Consider the following 18,761-nt stretch of genomic DNA (forward strand, 5'->3'; position numbering starts at 1 on the left):
ATTTATTATAGAAAAAGAGGATTAATATTACAATGAATGCGGAAGAGACTTTTAACGCATGGAAAACTTCACCTGTTATGCCCGATTATCTGCAAAAGCAATTAATAGAATTAGGCAAGGATTCTAATTGGATTAATGATGCTTTTGGCCAAGATATTAATTTTGGAACGGCTGGAATGCGTGGCTTGCTTGAACCAGGCACAAATCGAATCAACTTGTTCACAATTGGTCGAGTTACTGAAGGCTTAGCTCGATTAATTGCTGAGAAAGGTGAAATAGCCAAAAAACAGGGTGTAGTAATTTCGTTTGATTCACGATATCATTCCCGTGAATTTGCCGAATATGCAGCTCGGGTTTTAGGTGAACATGGTATTCATGTTTATTTATTTGATGATTTACGTCCGACACCAGAATTATCATATGCAGTGCGGCATTTACATGCTTTTGCTGGAATCAATATAACTGCTTCTCACAATGCCAAACAATATAATGGATATAAGGTCTACGGCGCTGATGGTGCCCAAATGGGGCCCGAAGATGCTAGTCAAGTTTTTCATTATGCACAAAAGGTAGAAAATATTTTTAACGTTAATGCAGCTGATATTAAAAAACTGCGAGCAAAGAATATCCTTGAATTAATTGGAGAGGATTTAGATCAAGCTTATCTTAGAGAACTTAAAAAAATCAATGTTAATACTACATTGATTAAAGAAAATGGTGCTAAATTAACATTAATTTATACACCTCTACATGGAACTGGTAAGATGCTGTATGATCGTGCTTTTCGCCAAAATGGTTTTATGAATGTTATTCCAGTTCCAAGTCAATCAGTAATTGATCCAGAATTTCCGACTACCAAAAAGCCTAATCCCGAATATCGAGATGTATTTGATGAAGGGATTAAGCTGGCTAATAAAAAAAATGCCGATCTAATCATTGCTACTGATCCTGATGCTGATAGGATGGGTGCATGTGTTCGGAAAAAAGACGGGAATTTTCAAGTTTTGACGGGTAATCAAATTGCCACTTTAATGAGTTACTATTTATTAACTAATTTAAAGAATAATGGACAATTGCAAAGCGATTATGAATTAGTTACTTCCATTGTTTCTAGCAATATGCCTTTAAAGATTGCGCAAGATTTTGGCATTAAAACAAAATCAGTACTAACTGGATTTAAGTTTATTGGTGAAGAAATTGATCGAATGAATAAACAACATGACGGTCACTTTTTAATGGGCTTTGAAGAAAGTTATGGTTATCTGTTTCAACCGTTTGCTCGTGATAAAGATGCAATGCAGGGAGCGTTAATGTTTGCAGAAGTAGCTACTTATTATGCCTCACGAAAAATGACTGTTCTTGAAGGCCTTGAAGAAATCTGGCAAAAATATGGTACTTCTTATGAAATTACGCGTGCGATTGAAATGCCAGGGATTAGCGGACAAAAATTAATGAATGAGTTAATGGTAAAATTGCGAAAAGAGCAGTTAAACCAAATTAATGGGGTTAAAGTTATTAAAGTACAAGACTTTTTAATGCAAAAGGAAAGTTCTACTGGTAAGGCGCCAGTAAAAATGGCGGATCTACCCAAATCAAATGTTTTAAAATACTTTCTAGCTGATGAAACTTGGCTTGCCCTTCGTCCTTCGGGTACAGAACCAGTGATTAAAGTCTATGTTGGGGTTAATCAGCCTAATATCAGCTTGGCTCAGAAGGTGGCCGAAAATTATCAAACAGCTTTAGCAGCTTTATTAAAATAAGCAAAAAGCGTGCGAAAATATGTTCGGAAGCGTAAAATGGCAAATATAAAGTAAAAGTTGGGCTTATTGTGTCCAACTTTTTTACAAGGAGTCTTTCTATGATTAAACGACAAGAAAAACGTCAATTTGAACTTGTATCGAAGTTTAAGCCGGCTGGTGATCAAGGGCAAGCAATTACTAAACTGACAACTGGTTTTAAAAAGGGATATAAAGAACAGATTCTTGAAGGCGCAACGGGAACAGGGAAAACTTTTACCATGGCGAATATCATTGCGCAATTAAATAAGCCAACATTAGTTATTTCACATAATAAGACTTTAGTTGGGCAACTTTATGGTGAATTTAAGGAATTTTTCCCGCATAATGCAGTTGACTACTTCGTTTCTTATTATGATTATTATCAACCAGAAGCATATGTACCTCAGTCTGATACATACATTGAGAAAGATTCGGCAATTAACGATGAAATCGATCAACTGCGCCATCAAGCCACAAGTGATTTAATGGAACGAAATGATGTCATTGTGGTAGCTTCTGTTTCATGTATTTACGGCTTGGGAGATCCGCATGAATATGCTGCAAGTGTAATTACCGTTCATGAGGGAGATGATTACGGTAGAAATACCTTGTTGCGTGATTTAGTTAATATTCAGTATGACCGTAACGATATTGATTTTCAGCGTGGTCGCTTTCGAGTACGTGGGGATGTTGTTGAAGTTTTCCCTGCTGGCAACTCAAACCATGCATATCGAATTGAATTTTTTGGTGATGAAATTGATCGTATTGTCGAAATTGACTCGTTAACGGGTGAAATTATTGGTGAGCGAAAAAGCATTTCACTGTTTCCTGCTACACATTTTATGACAAATGAAGAGCAGCTAAAACGAGCACTTCAAGCAATTTCACAAGAAATGGACTTACAAGTAAAAGATTTTGAAGGACAAGGCAAACTGCTTGAAGCACAACGAATTAAACAACGTACGACTTATGATATCGAAATGATGGGCGAAGTTGGATATACTAATGGAATTGAAAATTATTCTCGCCATATGGAGGGACGTAAAGAGGGAGAACCCCCGTATACCTTGCTAGACTTTTTTCCAGATGATTTTTTGATTTTAATTGATGAATCTCATGCGACAATGCCTGAAATCAGGGCAATGTATAATGGAGATCGCAATCGAAAGAAGACTTTAATCGACTATGGTTTTCGTTTACCATCTGCTCTTGATAATCGGCCATTAAAATTAGCCGAATTTGAAAAACACGTTAATCAAATTCTCTATGTGTCAGCTACTCCCGGCGACTACGAACTTGAACGTACCGATCATAAAGTTGAGCAAATTATACGGCCAACTGGTCTACTAGATCCTAAGATTGAAGTTAAGCCAGTTGAGGGACAGATCGATGACTTAGTTGCTGAAATAAATAAGCGAATCGAGCATAATGAACGCGTTTTTGTTACAACCTTAACCAAAAAAATGGCAGAAGATTTAACAGATTACTTAAAAGATTTAGGGATTAAAGTTCAGTATTTACACTCTGATGTTAAAACATTGGAAAGAATGCAAATTTTGCGAGATCTGCGCTTAGGCAAGTATGACGTGTTGATTGGAATTAACTTATTACGTGAAGGTATTGATGTACCTGAAGTATCACTAGTTGCTATTCTTGATGCCGATAAAGAAGGCTTTTTGCGAGCTTATCGCCCCTTAGTACAGACCATGGGACGGGCGTCGAGAAATTCTAACGGTGAAGTTATTATGTATGCTGATACGATCACGGATTCTATGCGTCAGGCTATTGAAGCTACTCAAAGAAGGCGGAAACTTCAAATTGAGTTTAATCAAGAGCATCAGATGGTTCCAAAAACAATTGTTAAGCCAATCCGAGAAGTGATTTCAGCAACTAAGCCTACCGAAGAGACAACCAAAAGTGATAGTTTTGCTGATCTGAACTTCAATGAATTGACTACTAAACAAAAGCAGACAATGATTAAGGATCTTCGTAAACAAATGCAAGAAGCGGCTAAGAAACTTGATTTTGAGGGTGCGGCTACTTTACGGGATGCGATTATGGAACTGGAAAGTTCAACTAGAAAACCAATTACAAAAAAGGGAAAAGCAATAAATGGCAAATAATCAAATTGTAATTCGAGGTGCACGTGAGCACAATTTAAAAGATATTAACCTCGCAATTCCAAAAGATAAGCTTGTAGTTATTACCGGCTTATCAGGTTCGGGTAAAAGTTCGTTAGCGTTCGATACATTATACGCCGAGGGACGTAGACGTTATGTTCAATCCCTTTCAAGCTATGCGCGCCAGTTTTTGGGACAAATGGATAAGCCTGACATTGATTCAATTGATGGGTTAAATCCGGCAATTTCGATTGATCAAAAAACAACTTCGCATAATCCACGATCAACTGTTGGAACAGTGACGGAAATCAATGATTATTTACGTTTATTATGGGCACGTGTGGGTCATCCAGTTTGTCCTAATGACGGTACATTGATTGAACGACAGTCTGTTGAACAAATGGTTGATCGGATATTGACATTGCCGCAAAAAAGTCGCATTCAGCTCTTAGCTCCTGTTATTAGGGCAAAAAGAGGAGCCCATAGGGAAGTATTCAAGAGAGTACAGCGTGCAGGATATGTGCGTGTGATTGTTGATGGTGAGATGCATGAAATTGATGAGGATTTTGACTTAGCCAAGAATGCTCGTCATACAATTGATATTGTGGTGGATCGACTGGTGGTTAAGGACGGAATTCGTTCTCGGCTATTTGATTCTGTTGAAGCAGCGTTACGCCTTTCTGATGGGTATATGAACGTAGATGTTATTGGTGGAGAAACACTTAATTTTTCGGAGTATTATGCATGCCCAATTTGTGGCTTCACAGTAGGAGAAATGGAGCCGCGACTCTTTTCGTTTAATGCACCATTTGGAGCTTGTCCCGAATGTGACGGTTTAGGTGTCAAATTATCAGTAGATAAAGACTTGGTTATTCCTGATCCGGATAAAACACTAGCAGAAGGTGCCATTGCACCGTGGAAAAATTCTAAGTATTACTCACAAATGTTAGAGCAAGCTTGTTCTGCATTAAAAATCCCGTTGGATAAACCATATAAAAAGTTAACTAAAAAACAGCAAGAAACAATTCTTCATGGTTCGAAAAGAAAGATCAAGTTTCATGTAACAGGTGATTTTGGTCTTAATGACACAACTGCTGCGTTTGAAGGAGTGATGGAAAACGTTGAACGTCGCTATCGTCACCCAATGTCAAAATTTATGCGTGATGTAATGGCAAAATATATGACAGAATTAACTTGTGCAACGTGTCACGGTAAGCGCCTCAATCAAAAGGCACTAGCAGTTAAAGTCATGGGAAAGGATATTGCACAAGCGTCAGAATTGGCAATTAATAAGGCACTTGACTTTTTCAATGAAATTAAATTAGATAAGCAAGAGGCAGTTATTGCAAAGCCAATCTTAAAAGAGGTGCGAGATCGGCTAACCTTCTTAAACAGTGTGGGTCTAGACTACTTAACTTTGTCTAGATCGGCAAATACCCTTTCTGGTGGTGAAGCACAAAGAATACGTTTGGCAACACAGATAGGATCTAATTTATCTGGAGTAATGTATGTTCTCGATGAACCTTCAATCGGCTTGCATCAACGAGATAATGACCGCTTAATCGCTGCGTTAAAACGAATGCGAGATTTGGGTAACTCATTAATCGTAGTTGAGCATGATGAAGAAACTATGCGGCAGGCAGATTATTTAATTGATATGGGACCGGGTGCAGGAAGCTTTGGTGGCGAAGTAATGGCAGCAGGTACACCAGTAGAAGTAGAAAATAATCCTAATTCTCTTACTGGACAGTACTTAACTGGTAAAAAATTTGTTCCCGTGCCATTAAAGCGTCGCCATGGTACAGGTAAAAAGATTACAATTACTGGTGCGCAGGAAAATAACCTCAAGAACTTAAAAGTTGAATTTCCATTGGGCAAATTTGTTGTGGTAACTGGTGTTTCGGGTTCGGGTAAGTCAACATTAGTTAATATGATTTTGAAACGAGCATTAGCGCAAAAATTAAATCGAAATCAAACAAAACCAGGAAAATACCAGAAAATTACAGGCTATCAGAATATTGAAAAAATTATTGATATTGATCAAAGCCCAATAGGACGAACACCTAGAAGCAATCCTGCAACTTATACTAGTGTTTTTGATGATATAAGAACTTTATTTGCACAAACAAATGAGGCTAAACTTCGTGGCTACACAAAAGCAAGGTTTTCGTTTAACGTTAAGGGCGGGCGCTGTGAGGCTTGTCATGGTGATGGAATCATCAAAATTGAGATGAACTTTTTGCCAGATGTTTATGTTCCCTGTGAAGTTTGTCATGGTAATCGATACAATTCGGAAACACTTGAGGTAACCTATCGCAAGAAAAATATTGCACAAGTTCTTGATATGACAATAAGCGATGCGTGCGACTTTTTTAAAAATATTCCTAAAATTGCCCGTAAGTTGCAAACAATTGTTGATGTTGGATTGGGTTATGTTAAATTAGGACAATCGGCAACAACATTGTCCGGCGGTGAAGCTCAAAGAATGAAATTGGCAGCTGAATTACAAAAACTTTCTACTGGCAAAAATTTCTATATTTTAGATGAGCCAACAACAGGTCTTCATACGGATGATATCAAACGATTGCTTGATGTTTTACAAAGGCTTGTTGATCAAGGGAATACAGTTTTAATCATTGAACACAATCTTGATGTGATTAAATGCGCTGATTGGCTAATTGATTTAGGACCTGAAGGTGGAGAAGGCGGTGGCCAGGTTGTCGCGACTGGGACACCGGAAAAATTAGCGGGAATAAAGAAAAGCTATACCGGACAATACCTAAAGCCGGTTCTGGAACGTGATACAATGCTAACTAAAAAAGCAAATAAATAGTATTTGTTAGTATTTACTTTAGATAAAGTGTAAAATAGCCGAAAGGAGGTAAGAAGATGGATAATTTTTCTAGTTATAGGGGAAATCGTGGTTTTAATTGGGCAGCTTGTATAGCTGGCATCTTAATGATTGTGGCTGGTGTCTTCTTGATCGCTCATCCTGGAAAGGCTTTACATGCCTTTGTTTTATTATTTGCGATTTTGTCAATTGTGCAAGGACTTGTTTGGTTAGCTGTATATAATCGCTTGCACTATTTTATTTCTTTCAGCTGGTTGGCAATTATTTCCGGAATTTTAGATATCGCAATCGGACTTTTATTCTTGTATTCTTATGATGCAGCGGGGTTAACTATTGCATACTTGTTTGCTTTTTGGTTTTTGTTTGATTCTATTTCTGGCATTATTCTGTCATGGAATATGCGAGCAGCATCTGGATTCTATTTTTGGATTAACTTTATTTTAAATATTTTTGGATTATTAATTGCGATAGGATTGATGTTTAATCCTGCATTATCAGCTCTAACATTAATTTGGTTAGTTTCATTTTGGTTATTTATATTTGGAATTGGCGAAATTATTGCAGCTTTTGCCAATAGATAATAATTAAGTTCGTTAAGAACTTTTTTTTTGCACTAAAAAATTAAGAAACAACTGGTATGATATAATTTGATATAGGAGGCTAGCAAAATGGTTGCAAGTAAAAAACAATTGTTGATTTTAACTGGCATGAGTGGAGCTGGCAAAACCGTTGCGGCACATGCATTAGAAGATATGAATTATTTTGTTGTTGATAATTTGCCACCAACACTATTACCAAGTTTTTGGGAATTAATTGTCGACTCGGATACCTTTACTAAAGTTGCTGTTGTCGTTGATTTACGTATTAAAAATTTTTATAAAGATTTAATTAATGAAGTTAATTCACTTGAAGACAACGGCCAAGCACTGACAACCATTGTGTTTTTGGAAGCATCTAATGATGAATTGGTTGCCCGTTACAAAGAAACAAGACGATTGCCACCTTTAGCGAGAAATGGTCGACTGCTTGATAGTATAATTGAAGAACGACGAATTTTAAGTGAGATAAAGAATCAGGCAAATTATATAATTAATACTAGTGATTTGACTCCTAAAGAGTTAAAACAAAAATTAACTACTAAGTTTGGTGAAAATCAGCAACAGTCATTTTCAATTGAGATAATGTCATTTGGTTTTAAATACAAAATGCCAGTTGATGCCGATATTGTAATGGATGTCCGTTTTTTGCCTAATCCATATTATATTCAAGAGCTCAGACCATTTACCGGACTTGACAAGAGAGTCTTTGATTATGTGATGAATAAATCCGAAACGCAAAACTTTTATCATAAATTTCTGGATTTAATTCAGAGCACTTTGCCAGGCTATCTAAAAGAAGGTAAGAGCCGCTTAACAATAGCGATTGGTTGTACTGGTGGTCAGCATCGCAGTGTAGCAATTGCGCAGCAGCTTGCTCATGATTTGGCTAAAAATTACACTGTTGATATTACACATCGTGAAATTAGTCGCTACACTAGAAAAAGGTGAGAAAATGGCGTATGAAGGTTCAAAAATTATACGAGTAACTAAAAGTCGTAGACCTAAAATTGTTGTGATTGGTGGTGGAACAGGGTTACCGGTTGTTTTAAATGCATTAAAAGATCAAGATGCCGAAATTACGGCAATTGTGACCGTCTCAGATGATGGAGGATCATCGGGGTCAATTCGAAATTTTATCAATGTTGTGCCACCTGGCGATATTCGAAATGTTCTTGTGTCTTTGAGTGAACTATCACAGGAAGAAAAAAATATTTTCCAATATCGGTTTGATTCGTCTGATTCTTTCTTCTCCGGTCATGCGATTGGTAATTTAATAATTGCCGCCTTAAATGAAATGTATGGTAATATTTTTGATGCGGTTCAATCATTATCTCGAATGATGCGAGTAGACGGGCACGTTTTTCCAGCTTCTAATGAACCCTTGACGCTAAATGCCGAATTTGTTGATGGTTCAATTCAAGCTGGCGAAAAAGAAATTACTAACATGGATAAGCGGATTAAACGAGTTTGGGTAACGAATTCAAATTCGAAAGAAGAACCAGAAGCAGTTGAGCCTGTTTTAAATTCAATTGCGCAAGCTGATGCTGTTGTCTTGGGACCAGGTAGCTTATTTACTTCAATTTTACCTAATTTGATGATTCCTAATTTAGGTCAAGCTGTGCGTCAAACAAAGGCCGAGGTTATTTATATTTGCAATATTATGACGCAATTAGGTGAAACGGATCACTTCTCAGATTGTGACCATGTAGCTGTAATTAACAATCATTTAGGGGGGCATTATATTGACACTACTTTAGTTAATGGTGCTGAAATTGATATGTCGAAATTTGATCCCAATGATTATGATGCTTATATTGAACCTGTTAAAAATGATTTTACTGGCTTACGTTTGCAAGGATGTCGGGTAATAACTGATGACTTTATTGATCAGCATAGTGGTTTAGTTTTTCATGATGGTCAAAAAGTAGCTAAGGAAATTATTAATCGAGCGTTTGCGGCAATGTCACGCAGAAAGGAATAGATGATTAATGTCAAGTTATGCAAGCCAAGTAAAAAAAGAATTGACTTCGCTAACAATTCATCCTGAACATGCCAAAGCTGAGTTGGCAGCTTTTTTGCGTATGAATGGTGTTTTGAATTTTCATGATCATCAGTTTAGTCTTGATATAACAACTGAAAATCCAGCGATTGCTAGACGGATTTTTTTGTTAATTAAGACGGCCTATCATGTAGAACCGTTGTTAATTGTATCTCGCCGAATGAAACTGAAGAAAAATAATCAATATTTAGTTAGATTACAAAATCATGTTAAGGAAATTTTGACTAATTTAGAAATTTTAACTTCTAATAATGGTTTGATTACGCGGATTCCAAAACGTATTTGTTCTTCGCGAGAAGGGGCAATGTCTTATTTGCGTGGAGCATTTTTGGCTAGTGGCAGCGTCAATAATCCAGAAACGAGTCGCTATCATTTAGAAATTTATTCTGCTTATCAGGATCATAATAATGATTTGTTGGATTTAATGAATCGGTATTTTCAATTAAATGCTAAAACTACTAAGAGACGCCGTGGCTATATTGTGTATTTGAAAGAAGCACAAAAAATCGGTGATTTTCTTCATATTATTGGGGCGTTTAATGCTATGTTGGCATTTGAAGATTTGCGAATTATGCGTGATATGCGTAATTCGGTTAATCGATTGGTTAACTGTGATACTGCCAACTTGAAAAAAACTGCAACAGCTGCGGCTAAACAGGTTGAAGATATAGAATTTCTGGAACGCAAAGTTGGCTTAGAAAGTATTCCCGAAAAATTACAGGGAATTGCACGATTAAGGCTTGCCAATCCGGAATTGTCTTTAAAGGAAATAGCTGCGCAAGTTCCAGATGGACCTATTTCTAAATCTGGTGCCAATCACCGATTTAAAAAGTTACATGAGTTGGCACAAAATTTAAATGAATAAAATAAAGAGCTAGCAACCCTCGTTTTACAAACGAAGCTGTTAGCTCTTTTACTGTGTTGTAAAAAGTCCCCACACAAATTTTGCATTGTGTTAATAAGTCTTTCATTTAGTTAGTGTAACTATTTCTTTTGATTGGCCATAATTTCATCAATTAAGCCATAATCCTTTGCTTCTTCAGCTGTTAAGTAATTGTCACGTTCAGTGTCTTTTTGAATCTTTTCAAGTGGCTGTCCAGTGGTTTCGTGTAAAATCTTATTGATCTTTTCACGACTCTTCAAGATTTCATTGGCAGCAATTTGAATATCAGTTTGCTGACCTTGAGCACCACCTAAAGGTTGATGAATTAAAACAGTAGAATTTGGTAATGCAAACCGTTTGCCCTTAGTGCCACTGGTTAAAAGAATTGAGGCCATTGATGCAGCCATTCCGATTGCAATTGTAGAAACATCCGATTTAATAAAGTTCATTGTATCCATGATTGCTAAACCAGAAGTAATGACACCACCAGGAGAATTAATGTAAAGGGAGATATCCTTGGTGTTATCTTGAGCATCAAGAAATAATAATTGCGCAATAATTGAATTAGCCAAGTCATCGTTGATTTCACCGCTGAGCATGATAATTCGATCTTTCAACAAACGTGAGTAAATGTCGTATGAACGTTCACCGCGAGCAGTTTGTTCAATAACTGTAGGTACGAGCATTTTTTAACCTCCTAAATTTAAGTTCAAATTTTTAGCACTCTAAAAAGTACAGTGCTAATTAAATCACTTACATTGATTGCTGTCAATGAAAGTGTATCAAATTTGTATTATATATCACGACACTATTGTTATATACTTAGAGAATGAATTTAATTTTTGGAGGAAATATTTTGAAGCTTTCTAATAAAATAGCAACATTCTCGATGATGTTACTTGGTAGTTTAGCGCTTACAGCTCATGTATCCGCTAATCCGGTTCTAGCTGATACGACAAATTCGCAGCCAAAATCATCACAGCAATCGCAAACACCAAATGATGCAAATAGTTCTGCTAAAGAACCAATGGATGATGATGCGGGCGATATCGATAATAATGCTGGTACAACCAGTAATGCAGGCAATAAAAACACTAAGAAAGAAAAGCAGCCTAAGCAAACCATTACGGGTTATTCAATGATGACTAAGGTCGCTGGTAATAAAAACTATAAAGTTTGGAAAGAAATCTCTGATGGTAAAGTCAGTAAAAAGGTCGCTGATGGAATTAATTTTCGGTATAGTCATATTCAATCTGACCAACTGATTGAAACTAAAAAAAATCGGTACTGGAGAATCTATGTTAATGGTCGTGAAGTTGGTTATGTTAATGAAAAGTTTTTTGCAAGAAACCAAATTGCCGTGCCTAAGACAGTTAGTTTGGTTAGGAATGAGCTTTATAGTTTCTTCCCCAAGGATGCAATTTCGTATGTAACTAATAAATGGGGAACAGTAATTGATAATGATCAGGTTCAAGTATCTCGTGATAGCATCACTTGTTCTAAACCCAAAACTTATAAAGTTAAGTATACTTACGGTAATACAACCGCTATTGTTAAAGTTACCATTAGAAAAAGTACCACTGAGGGAATTGCCGATCCTAATGAAGTAAATTCGTTCCCTGCTCAAAAAGGAACTAGCGATTATCAGGCTTGGAAGACGCACTACGGTTCTTCTATTAACTACATTAATCCAAATGAATATAGCCCAGAAACCACCCCACATGAATTTAAGAGTGGTGACTTAACTTTGAGAACGCGGTTTTATCAACCAGTTTTATTAAGCGTTAAAGACCCAACGGATGACAATATTAACCGTGTTGGTCATATACCTGAAGGAGTGACTGTTTCGCAAGGTTGGGCATACACTAGTTTATTAAGTCATACCAATTTAACTTCAGGTCACATTGTTGGTTATGATTTAAATAATTTGAAAGATCCATATAACGCACAACACCTGCTGGATATGTCTCAAAAAGACTTTAATAACTATGTAAAACATATCAAGGTTAGTCCATATGTTCCAATTGGTCATGGACAGGCTATGGGCTCAAGTGATAAGTACATTTATGTTTTAAACAATGATAATACTTTACGTGAAAGTACTGACTCAGAAGAATTAATCCAAATTCGTAAAAGTGATTTACAAATTAATAAAATTTGGACTATTAAAACTTGGGTAGGTGATGAAAATACTCCAAGATACTTCCATAATGGGGTAATTGTTTCGGATAATGAGATGTACACGGTATATCGTGATACCAAGAATAATCGCTACGAATTCTGGGAACTAACCCGTAAAGGTGACAACTGGTATCCAAAATTAGTTGGTAAAACTGATGGTAGCTTTGTAAGTAATAATTCTCCTTGCCAAGGCTTAACTTATGATACCAAGAATCAGAACTTCTACTTAGCATTTAATGATTTGATCTTTAAGATTGCGCGTAATGGGGAATTAAAACAAACCTATACCTTTGATACTGGTCGCGAAATTGAAGGAATGTCTGTTAGTGGTGATAAACTTTATGTTAATTTAGCACAAAGAGCAGAACTACTAGTAAGCATGAACATTAATTAAACTAAATATTACTAAGGGCTTAATGCCGATGTCTAATCGGTATTAAGCTTTTTGTTTATGAATAAATTAAATAAATGAAAGTTGGTTATCATGAAATTTGCCTCTTAGTAATAATTGAGTAACTTCAATTATTTAATTTTAATTCTGGAAAGAAATTGTGACTAGCTTAAAAAATAAGCGTCAAAGAATTTATAAAAGACAAAATTTATAACAATCATTTATTAATTGTTAAATTATAAAAAGTAGAAAAATCGTTAAACTATTAACATGAACCAAATTTAAATTATCTCAAATCTTATAAAATATAATTCTTAAGATTATCTCTTTAATGTAATATATTGCTTTTTTTTTTTTTTTTTATTTTACTATATATTGTCTTTAAATACTCAACGAATAGTCATAACATAAAGATAACGCTTTACACTGTACTTTTAAGCTTACATATTAGCAATTAGTACAAATTGATTTTGATATTACGGTTAAATTCTTATTTGGTGTTAATTAATCGAGATCAAAATTAAAAGGCGTGGGAATGCTGTGTATTCACTGCTACTGGTCATTTGTCTAAGAATAACAGTGCTTGAAAAACTAAGGTGGTAAAAGGCAATAGGAGAAATTTTGAGTTTGATGAGACCCATTAGTTAAGATAATAATAATTATTATACAAGCTATTAGTTTTGGGTGATTTAGTTGTAGATTGGTTCGAATTTTAATTGAAAGGTTTGAAAAGATGAGTAAAAGTAATTTCAATAAGAAAATGATTGTTTCAGTCGCTGGAGCGGCATTATTGTCAATTGGCTTTGCTGGAGTAAGCGGCCAAGAAAATGCAATGAGTGCAACAACTGTTAGCGCTAAGGCAGCTAAGAATAAAGTGGTTGGTGTAAATTCTGCTGTTTACAAGAAAGTTGGCAAGAAAGCTGTTAAGACAAGCGCAATCGTTAGAGCCGGCAGTAGAGTTACTATTTATGGTAAAAAGACCATTAAGGGGGTAACTTACTATGAAATTGGCAAAGGTCAATATATTAAGGCAGCTAACGTTGATGGTAAAGTACGCAAATTAGCTAAGAGTGCTTCTCTTTATACCAGAAATGGTAAAGCTATTAAGGGTAGCAAGATGATTAAGGGCAAGAAGGTTAGAATTTTTGGTAAAGCCATTACCATTCATGGTAAGAAGTTCTACGCTACAAAGCGCGGATACATTCCTGCTAAAGCCTTTGCTGTAAAGCAGGCACCAGTTGATGATATTACCCCAACTAATCCAGCAACTCCAATAACTCCACCAGCAAGCAATGGCAATGGTACCAATAACGGCGGCGGTACAAGTAATGGTACTGGTACCAATAACGGCAGCGGTACAAGTAATGGCAATGGTACTAATAATGGTGGCGGTAGTAACATTAACCCACCAGCAAATGGAAAAGATGCAACAGCTACAAAGGCTGAATCATATAAAGATATTGAAAATGCAGTAATGGAAGCACGGAATGGGTTTGCCAATGCCGTAGCACCTATAGATGCAGATGAAGCAATCGATGCAGTACAGCAAGCTGCAAGTGATGCTGAAAAAGAGATTGATAATGCGAAGACAAGCTCTGAAATGGTTTCAATCAAAGATAAAGCTCTTGCCAAAATAAAAGGTATTGTGAGTGATTTTGCCCAAAAGGATGCAGTAGCTACAAAGGCTGAATCATATAAAGATATTGAAAATGCAGTAATGGAAGCACGGAATGATTTTGGTAATGCCGAGGCACCTATAAATGCAGATGAAGCAATCCATGCAGTACAGCAAGCTGCAAGTGAAGCTGAAAAAGAGATTGATAATGCGAAGACAAGCTCTGAAATGGTTTCAATCAAAGACAAGGCACTTGCCAAAATAAATAGTATTGTAAATGATTTTAATAATAAAGCAAAATAAACTATAATTTTAATCAAATAATTTGATTATTGCTGCAGAATAATATTAATTTAAATTAAACTAAAAGGACATAAGCTAATTTTATCAAGCTTATGTCCTTTTTTTTGTATCAAGATACCGTTGAATAACTATCATTCAACGGTATTTTGATATATTGACTTTCTGACAAGCGGGACAAATTCCATAAATTTCTAAATGACTAGCCGAAGGTATAAAGCCGGTTTGCTTTTTGGCTTCTTGGCGCATTTTATTTTCAATTTTTTTCGAATTTGAATAAAAAACATCAGCGATTTTACCACATTTGGTACAAATAATGTGAAAGTGTGGTCTTATAAAATAGTCGTAGTGAATTGCTTCGTCACCGTTCCTGATTTCGATTACAATTCCGGCAGTAACCAGTTTATTTAAAGTATTATAGACTGTTGCTCGGTGAGTAGGCTGCCTGTTACTGAGGGCGTCATAAATCATGGCGGCTGTTGGATGATCATGATGGGTCATCAGATAGTGTAAAATCTTTATTCTTGGTTTAGTTGCTTTTAAGTGATGACGATGTAATAAATTGGTTGCCTCTTTCAAAGAACTTTCCACCATTTTCATCTCCTGCCTTTTTAGAATTAGTTTAGCATTAATTGCAAGAAAAAAACCGCCTTTAGGCGGTTTAATTATTTGGTGTTTGATTTAACCATTAGCTTTAGCTTCTTGGTGATTCCGGATAGCCGGTAAAATTAAACCAAGTAGGAATAAAACAATTGGCGTGGCGATATTCAAGCCGAGTGTTAAGGGGTCAGTAGAGTAGACACCGAGTAAACAACAAATTAGGTTGATTGCAAAAGCCCAACCTCCAGCTGCAAAGGCTAACCATTGGTGCTTAGTCATTTGATAGTTGCCCGGAGTATGGAACTTATCAACTTGTTTACGCAAAGCAATGTAAGCAACAAATACCCAAAGATAACGCATTGGCATCACGATTGAATTAAGTTTAATTAATTGGGCCATAACTGCTTGAGCATTAGGTAATAGTGCTTGGAAAACAATTAACCCGCCTGACAGGATGACAATCATCCAAATACCGTTGATATAAGCACCATTTTTGTTAACTTTAAGTAGCTTCTTCGGGATATAGTCTTTAGCTTCCTTACTACCTAATAACATTCTTAGTGGTGCATCAATACTAAGAACTAAGGTTGAGAATTGGCCGATCACATTACACCAAGAATAGATGTACATGAACAAGCCACCTACACCGTAGTATTGTCCCAATTTATCAAATGCCATGTAAGGGCCGTTTGATATGTATTCGTTAAGGTTTTGGTTAACAACTTTTGGATCAAACATCATTGCCATTGCAAGTGTCCCTAAAATTGCACACACCATAACCATAACAGCTAAAGCAATCATTGCCTTAGGAAAGTTTCTGGATGGGTCTTTTAACTTATTAACATAAGGTGAAATTTTCTCACAACCACCAACAGCAAATACTAAAATAGACAGAGATGTAAAATATTTAACATTAAAGTCTGGAACAAAATTCTTCCAATTCCAGCCAATGCTCATATATCCAGCATGAGGATTAATTGCTGGTGCAGCAAACATCATAATAATAAATAGAATTGACATGATAAACATTGATGATCCGGCGATTGTCGATAAGGTTTTAATTACCGGAACACCGCGACTTGCAACCCAGCAGAAAAATAGAAAGACAACTAAAGTAGCCAGCTGCGTCCACGCAGTTGGTAAGCTATCATACCAATGTGTATTTCCAAAAATCCCCCAGGCCATGGCTCTCAAACCACCAGTTCCCTTACTTGAAATGTATACAACGTGAACAGCCCAAAAAGTCCAACCAGTGTAATAAGCCCATTTTGGACCCATCGTGGCATTGATCCATGAGGAAACACCACCTTCGGAATCTTTAAATACAGCTCCCAGTTCTCCAACCATTAATGAATATGGTACGAAGAACATTAGAAAGATAAGAATCCAACTGAAGATTACTTTTGTTCCATCAAAATAAATGAAACCATTAACCACATTACCAAAGCCCCACACAGTGGAGAAGGCCATGATAGCAAGAGTAGTCCACATCATCTTTTTAGAATTATTTTCTGATTCAATCATAAACTAATACTCCTAATGAAATTTATAACAACTTTTTATTTTAAACTAAAAGTTGTTATAATGCTATCGTTTTATTATGATGCTAATTTTTTTGTAATAGTTTATATTGCTTGTACTCAGAAATTGTGTAAAATTATATATTGAATTATGAAAGGTAGGAGAATAATGAAAAAAGTTTCTAAAGGGAAAATCTCCATTGCACTTATGACAGTAGCAATGGGCTTATTTGTTAGTGGCAACAATTCGTATATAAATGCTAAGAGTTATCATAAAGCTGTGACTAAAATTCCTGGTACGGGAAATTTTGCTATATATCATCATGCTTTTAAGAGTGGTCCAGCCGGTAAATTTACTTCAACCAAACATTTTAAGCTTGCTCAAATTCAATCCAAGCAATCAGTAAATACCAAAAAGGGAACTTTTTGGAAGATTATTGTAGATGGGCGCACTGTCGGTTGGGTTAATCAGAATTTCTTTGCCCGTAATCAGATTTCTGTTGCTCAAAATGTTAGTTTGGTTCAAAACAGTAACTACACTTTTAATACTCGCGATGCCGTCAATTATGTAACTGATCGGACCGGAACCGCCGTTAATCCAGCTAAAATTAATATTTCGCAGCAAACGATTAATTCGGCAACACCAGGAAAAACAACGGTAAATTATAGCTATGGTCAAGCTAAAGCTAGTGTAGATGTTACCGTGCGCTCTGATAAAAATGAAGGAATAGCGCACGCCAATGTAACACCGGTTGCTGGTCCCAAGGAAGTTTCAACTTGGAAGGGCAGTTCAAAGTCCTCTTCGAGAAATTGGAATGCGGCCCATCATTATAGAGCGGAAACTAAATCAAACGTCTTTAAAGCGGGGGAATTAACCTTACGAACAAAATTATTTGAACCACGCTTTGTGAGTCTTAATAATAGTGAAACTGGCGATAAAATGGGCGTTGTTGGTGTAATTCCAGAGGGAATTACTGTTCATGGTTCTGATTTCACTACTGCAATTTTTAATTCAAGTAATGATCAATTTGGCCATCTTGTTTCATATGATCTAGGACATATCAATAAATATCAGGCACAGAATTTGCAGAATTTAAGGTGGTCGACCTTTAAGAACTATGCTTCTAAGATTAAGGTTAGTCCTTACATTAAACTCGGTCATGGTCAAGCCATCGGTTCATCAGCTAACTATCTGTATGTTCTTGCTAATGACAATAAGTCTAAGAATTCAAGTGAATCAGAAGAAATCTTGCAAATTCGTAAATCCGATATGAAGATTAACCAAATTTGGAGTTTTAGAATCTGGAGCGGAATGTCACCTCGATATATTCACAATGCAACTTTTGTCGATGACAATACGATGTACTGCTTATTCCATAATGGTGGTAATCATTATTACGAATATTGGAAAGTTACGCGAAACGGTGATACGTGGACTCCAGTTGAAGTTGGTGCTACGAAAGGTAACTTTATTAATAATGGCTCTCCAGTTCAGGGCTTTACTTTTGATCAAAGTCATGATCAATTCTACATTGGCTTTAATGATTATATTTTTAAGGTTGCAAGTAATGGCACTTATAAAAAAACACATCATTTGAATGTAGGACGTGAAATAGAAGGTTTGTCGGTTTCGGGCAACAAGCTATATGTCGAGTTTGCTCAACGCGGAGAATTAACCGTAGGTACAACTAAATAAGCTAAAATAATTTGTTTTGTACAAAATAAAAAGCTAAGAGGTGCAGATGCACCTCTTAGCTTTTTCTCTATGGGTCCCCTGAGAGTCGAACTCAGATTTTAAGAACCGGAATCTTACGTGCGATCCATTACACTAAGGACCCCAAATGACTTTAACCATTATACCAGA

At 36.1% G+C, this 18,761-nt stretch carries 13 protein-coding genes; 10 read left to right on the forward strand and 3 right to left on the reverse strand.

Annotation, left to right across the window (positions count from 1 at the left end):
- Window positions 1-32: 32 nt before the first annotated feature.
- The 7 genes from F5ESL0228_RS02920 (at window position 33) to whiA (ending at window position 10,272) form a co-directional block, all read left to right on the forward strand.
- Entirely contained in the window at window positions 33-1,760 is a 1,728-nt protein-coding gene (locus F5ESL0228_RS02920) for a phospho-sugar mutase (RefSeq protein WP_122022798.1), read from the forward strand.
- A 98-nt stretch (window positions 1,761-1,858) separates the two neighbouring features.
- Window positions 1,859-3,901, forward strand: a complete 2,043-nt coding sequence (gene uvrB, locus F5ESL0228_RS02925) for an excinuclease ABC subunit UvrB (RefSeq protein ID WP_122017980.1) — start codon at window positions 1,859-1,861, stop codon at window positions 3,899-3,901.
- Complete coding sequence (gene uvrA / locus F5ESL0228_RS02930; protein WP_122022799.1) at window positions 3,891-6,731, forward strand: excinuclease ABC subunit UvrA; 2,841 nt, start codon at window positions 3,891-3,893, stop codon at window positions 6,729-6,731. The genes uvrB and uvrA overlap by 11 nt, the downstream gene beginning before the upstream one ends.
- A 56-nt stretch (window positions 6,732-6,787) precedes the next feature.
- Entirely contained in the window at window positions 6,788-7,330 is a 543-nt protein-coding gene (locus F5ESL0228_RS02935; RefSeq protein WP_122017982.1) for an HdeD family acid-resistance protein, read from the forward strand.
- 87 nt (window positions 7,331-7,417) lie between these two features.
- The gene (gene rapZ, locus F5ESL0228_RS02940; protein WP_122017983.1) at window positions 7,418-8,296 is read left to right on the forward strand and encodes an RNase adapter RapZ; all 879 of its coding nucleotides are present in this window, start codon (window positions 7,418-7,420) and stop codon (window positions 8,294-8,296) included.
- A gap of 4 nt (window positions 8,297-8,300) precedes the next feature.
- Window positions 8,301-9,329, forward strand: a complete 1,029-nt coding sequence (gene yvcK / locus F5ESL0228_RS02945; RefSeq protein WP_122022800.1) for a gluconeogenesis factor YvcK family protein — start codon at window positions 8,301-8,303, stop codon at window positions 9,327-9,329.
- Window positions 9,330-9,336: 7 nt separating this feature from the next.
- Window positions 9,337-10,272 carry a DNA-binding protein WhiA gene (whiA, locus tag F5ESL0228_RS02950; protein ID WP_122022801.1) on the forward strand — a complete coding sequence of 312 codons (936 nt, stop codon included), beginning with the start codon at window positions 9,337-9,339 and terminating at the stop codon, window positions 10,270-10,272.
- 119 nt (window positions 10,273-10,391) lie between these two features.
- Here the strand turns inward: whiA and clpP are convergent, their stop codons facing one another.
- Window positions 10,392-10,976, reverse strand: a complete 585-nt coding sequence (gene clpP / locus F5ESL0228_RS02955; protein ID WP_122017986.1) for an ATP-dependent Clp endopeptidase proteolytic subunit ClpP — start codon at window positions 10,974-10,976, stop codon at window positions 10,392-10,394.
- A gap of 341 nt (window positions 10,977-11,317) precedes the next feature.
- Between clpP and F5ESL0228_RS02960 the strand changes: the two genes are divergently transcribed.
- Together F5ESL0228_RS02960 and F5ESL0228_RS02965 are read left to right on the forward strand one after the other, a co-directional pair.
- Window positions 11,318-12,865 (forward strand): SH3-like domain-containing protein, encoded by a 1,548-nt coding sequence (locus F5ESL0228_RS02960; RefSeq protein ID WP_233553526.1) that lies wholly within the window; start codon window positions 11,318-11,320, stop codon window positions 12,863-12,865.
- A gap of 730 nt (window positions 12,866-13,595) precedes the next feature.
- Window positions 13,596-14,780 (forward strand): SLAP domain-containing protein, encoded by a 1,185-nt coding sequence (locus F5ESL0228_RS02965; protein WP_122022802.1) that lies wholly within the window; start codon window positions 13,596-13,598, stop codon window positions 14,778-14,780.
- 135 nt (window positions 14,781-14,915) lie between these two features.
- Here F5ESL0228_RS02965 and F5ESL0228_RS02970 read toward each other — a convergent pair whose 3' ends face one another.
- Window positions 14,916-15,371: a Fur family transcriptional regulator gene (locus F5ESL0228_RS02970; protein WP_122022860.1), complete on the reverse strand. Its 456-nt coding sequence runs from the start codon at window positions 15,369-15,371 to the stop codon at window positions 14,916-14,918.
- 87 nt (window positions 15,372-15,458) lie between these two features.
- Window positions 15,459-16,901: an APC family permease gene (locus F5ESL0228_RS02975; protein WP_122017988.1), complete on the reverse strand. Its 1,443-nt coding sequence runs from the start codon at window positions 16,899-16,901 to the stop codon at window positions 15,459-15,461.
- A gap of 165 nt (window positions 16,902-17,066) precedes the next feature.
- On the opposite strand from F5ESL0228_RS02975, the gene F5ESL0228_RS02980 reads away from it, so the two are divergent.
- On the forward strand, window positions 17,067-18,593 hold the full coding sequence (locus tag F5ESL0228_RS02980) for a GW dipeptide domain-containing protein (RefSeq protein WP_122017989.1): 1,527 nt from the start codon (window positions 17,067-17,069) through the stop codon (window positions 18,591-18,593).
- Window positions 18,594-18,761 lie beyond the last annotated feature (168 nt).

Source organism: Lactobacillus sp. ESL0228, from assembly GCF_003692825.1.
Lineage (GTDB): Bacteria > Bacillota > Bacilli > Lactobacillales > Lactobacillaceae > Lactobacillus.